Source organism: Vreelandella sp. L-25, assembly GCF_056857535.1.
Genome location: NZ_JBSXNH010000038.1, coordinates 1 through 3453 on the forward strand (window position 1 = coordinate 1; position 3453 = coordinate 3453).

Sequence of the window (3453 nt, forward strand, 5' to 3'; positions counted from 1 at the left end):
TGCTTGGCAAGATCAATACCCACAATGCTAATGTTGTTCATGGATGGATCCTCTTTCAAGATGCCGTCAGTGCCCTGCGCACGTTAGATGAAGTGCTTCTTCATCTTGGCACAGAAGGACGGGTCCATCCCATTTCCCACAGGTGCTGTATTCAGCCGGGTTGCAAGCCTTGCCGTAGGAGGGCGCTTCAGCGCGCGATGGGTGCTGAAAGCACCCCTTAGTCTACGCAGGCTGTAAGCCCAAACGGTCGCGAGCTAAAGCTGCCTCCCACCGGTGCTGTATTCAGCCGAGTTGCAAGCCTTGCCGTAGGAGGGCGCTTCAGCGCGCGATGGGTGCTGAAAGCACCCCTTAGTCTACGCAGGCTGTAAGCCCAAATGGTTGCGAGATAACGCTGCTTACCACTGACGTAGTACTCAGGTTGGTATCATGATGAATTCAAGTGTTTCACAAAGGAATGGGTTATGAAGGTTCTGATCACCGGCGGCAGTGGCCAGGTTGGCTTTGAGCTACGCCGTCAGTTGGCTACGCTTGGTGAGATTCTGGCGCCTAGCCGGGCGGCCTTGGATCTGTTGGATGCTGACGCCGTGGATGCGTTTTTGGCACAACACCAACCTGACCTTGTTGTGAATGCTGCTGCCTATACGGCGGTCGATAACGCTGAAACAGACCTTGAGGCGGCAACACGGTTGAACGCAGAGCTGCCCGCGCAGTTGGCGGCTTATTGCCAGCAGCGGGGTGCTTGGTTAGTGCATTACTCATCGGATTACGTTTACAGCGGTGAGGGTGATACTCCCTGGCAGGAAGGCGATGCCATGGGGCCATGCAATGCCTATGGGGCTACCAAGCTAGCAGGCGATGAAGCGGTCGCTAAGAGTGGCTGCCAGCACCTGATTTTCCGCACTAGCTGGGTGTACAGCGCCCATGGTAAGAGTTTTTTATCAACCATGCTGCGTTTAGGAGCTGAGCGTAGCGCCTTAAGCGTTGTAAGTGACCAAATTGGTGCGCCAACGCCTGCGCGGCTGATTGCGTTAGTCACACAGCAAGCGCTTACTAAGCTACACGGTACTCAGCTACAAACAGTCACGGCATCGGGTATCGAGAGCGGCGTGTATCATTTAGCCCCTAAAGGGGCGACAAGCTGGCATGGCTTTGCCTGCGAGATTTTCCAGTTAGCCAGCAACCTTGGGCTACCGTTGGAGATTACTCCTGAGGGTGTTTCAGCCATACCAACAAGCGATTACCCTACGCCAGCGGTTCGCCCGCTTAACTCTCGGCTGGGCGTTGATAAAATCGAACAAGCGTTGAGCATCCAGTTGCCCAGCTGGCAAAGTCAGCTGGCGCTTACCGTGGAAGAAATAGCAAGCTCGCGTTAGTTCTGCGGGTAACGAGCAAGGAGCAATACGATGCAACGTAAAGGCATTATCTTGGCAGGTGGCAGCGGTACGCGCCTGCACCCCATCACGCGCGGTGTTTCAAAGCAGCTGCTGCCGATTTACGACAAGCCGATGATCTATTATCCGATTTCGGTGTTAATGCTGGCTGGCATCCGCGAGATTTTGATTATCTCTACCCCGGAAGATTTGCCTCAGTATGAAAACCTGTTGGGCAATGGTGACTCTTTCGGTGTGCGCTTTGAGTACGCAGTGCAGCCTAGCCCAGATGGCTTGGCGCAGGCGTTTATTATTGGCGAAGAGTTTATTGGCGATGCGCCGGTGTGCTTGGTGCTGGGCGACAATATTTTCCACGGCCAGCACTTTTCCGAGCAGCTAAAGCGCGCTTCTGCACAGGCTAGCGGTGCAACGGTGTTTGGTTATTTAGTTAAGGATCCGGAGCGCTTCGGGGTGGTGGAGTTTGATGCTGAGGGTAAAGCGGTCTCTATTGAGGAGAAACCCGCCAAGCCGAAGTCGCCTTATGCAGTTACCGGGCTCTATTTTTACGATAACGATGTGGTCGAGATCGCCAAGCAGGTTACGCCTTCCGAACGCGGCGAGTTGGAAATTACTAGCGTGAACAATGCCTACCTAGAGCGTGGCGACCTGCGCGTTGAGCGCTTGGGCCGTGGTTTTGCCTGGTTGGATACTGGAACCCACGATAGCCTGTTAGAGGCGAGCCAGTACGTGCAAACCATTGAGCATCGCCAAGGGCTGAAAGTGGCTTGCCTGGAAGAGGTTGCCTGGCAGCAGGGCTGGCTAAGCGATGAGTCGCTACGTGAAAGCGCCACGGCACTGGCAAAAACCGGCTATGGTCAGTATTTGTTAAACCGTTTAGATGCTAAAGGTGGCCACTAATGCAGGTTGAAGAAACGTCTCTACCAGGGGTGTTCATTCTTTCCCCTAAGGTATTTGGCGATGCCCGCGGCTTTTTTATGGAAAGCTTTAATCAAAAAGCGTTTGAAGAGGCGACCGGGTGCAAGCGCGAGTTTGTGCAGGATAACCACTCCCGCTCTCGCCAGGGGGTGCTACGTGGCATCCATTACCAGCTTGAGCAGCCGCAAGGTAAGCTGGTGCGCGTTACCCAGGGCAGCGTGTGGGATGTGGCGGTAGACCTGCGCCGCCATTCGGCGCATTTTGGGCAGTGGGTAGGCGTTGAGCTGTCTGCTGACAATAATCGCCAACTGTGGGTGCCGGAAGGCTTTGGTCATGCGTTTGTGGTGCTGTCAGAAACCGCTGATTTCTTGTACAAAACCACTGATTACTACCACCCTGAATCAGAGCGCTGCATCCGTTTCGATGACCCGGAGCTTGCCATTGAGTGGCCCTCGCTGCCGGTAGAGATTGCGCTGTCGGAAAAAGATCAGGCGGGTAGTCAGCTGTCTGAAGCTGAGGTATATGAGTAGCGTTTAATTTGCGCTGCTGACAGTCGCTCGATCAGCTGTGAGTAAGGCCCCCGCTGAGTGCGGGGGCAATCATTAAACGGCTAGGTTAGTGCCCGTATACGGCAATACCGCAGCGGCCGCTGTGTTTAATAAAGTACATGCTTTTGTCGGCGGCATTGATGAGCTCGGTGCTGTTGGCAAAGCCGCCGTCGTTGAGGCAGGCAACTCCAATTGAGACCGTCACATAAATGGGCCGGTCTTCGTGCCACGTCATGGGTTGCTCTTGTAATCGATAGGCGATGCGTTGGGCAAACTTTTGGCACCGTTAGCATCTTCCCCAGGTAAGACCACCATTTTGCAGGAAAAGGAAGTATTGCCGCTGTTATAGTTCTCTGTTTCACGTTAGTAAGTTTCACCGACTTGGCTAATAAAAATTGGCATTGTTGTAGCGGATGGTGATACTTTTATCAGTTAGCGCGGAAAACCTCGTACTTTTGGTGCGAGGATGGATAGCGCGGCGTCCGCCAGGACGCCTTGTGTTTTGCATCCTTACAATATTTCGTCTAAAGTGTAAAGAATGAAAGCCGAACGCGCCTACCAATACCGCTTCTATCCCACGCCTGAGCAAGCAGCCTTGC

6 protein-coding genes are annotated in these 3453 nt (G+C 53.8%); 5 read left to right on the forward strand and 1 reads right to left on the reverse strand.

Annotation, left to right across the window (positions count from 1 at the left end; genetic code table 11):
- The 4 genes from AC13CN_RS03315 to rfbC form a co-directional block, all read left to right on the forward strand.
- Positions 1-221 (forward strand): hypothetical protein (locus AC13CN_RS03315; protein WP_483052990.1); only part of this gene is annotated, 221 nt, incomplete at its 5' end.
- 240 nt (positions 222-461) lie between these two features.
- A complete protein-coding gene (rfbD, locus tag AC13CN_RS03320; protein ID WP_289100217.1) occupies positions 462-1373 on the forward strand; it encodes a dTDP-4-dehydrorhamnose reductase in 912 nt (303 codons plus the stop codon).
- Positions 1374-1403: 30 nt separating this feature from the next.
- Positions 1404-2288 carry a glucose-1-phosphate thymidylyltransferase RfbA gene (gene rfbA, locus AC13CN_RS03325; RefSeq protein ID WP_483052991.1) on the forward strand — a complete coding sequence of 295 codons (885 nt, stop codon included), beginning with the start codon at positions 1404-1406 and terminating at the stop codon, positions 2286-2288.
- The gene (rfbC, locus tag AC13CN_RS03330; protein ID WP_483052992.1) at positions 2288-2836 is read left to right on the forward strand and encodes a dTDP-4-dehydrorhamnose 3,5-epimerase; all 549 of its coding nucleotides are present in this window, start codon (positions 2288-2290) and stop codon (positions 2834-2836) included. The genes rfbA and rfbC overlap by 1 nt, the downstream gene beginning before the upstream one ends.
- Positions 2837-2921: 85 nt before the next feature.
- Here rfbC and AC13CN_RS03335 read toward each other — a convergent pair whose 3' ends face one another.
- Entirely contained in the window at positions 2922-3089 is a 168-nt protein-coding gene (locus tag AC13CN_RS03335) for a GGDEF domain-containing protein (RefSeq protein WP_232068252.1), read from the reverse strand.
- 303 nt (positions 3090-3392) lie between these two features.
- Between AC13CN_RS03335 and AC13CN_RS03340 the strand changes: the two genes are divergently transcribed.
- Positions 3393-3453: helix-turn-helix domain-containing protein (locus tag AC13CN_RS03340; protein WP_483052921.1), on the forward strand; the 61-nt coding region annotated here is incomplete at its 3' end.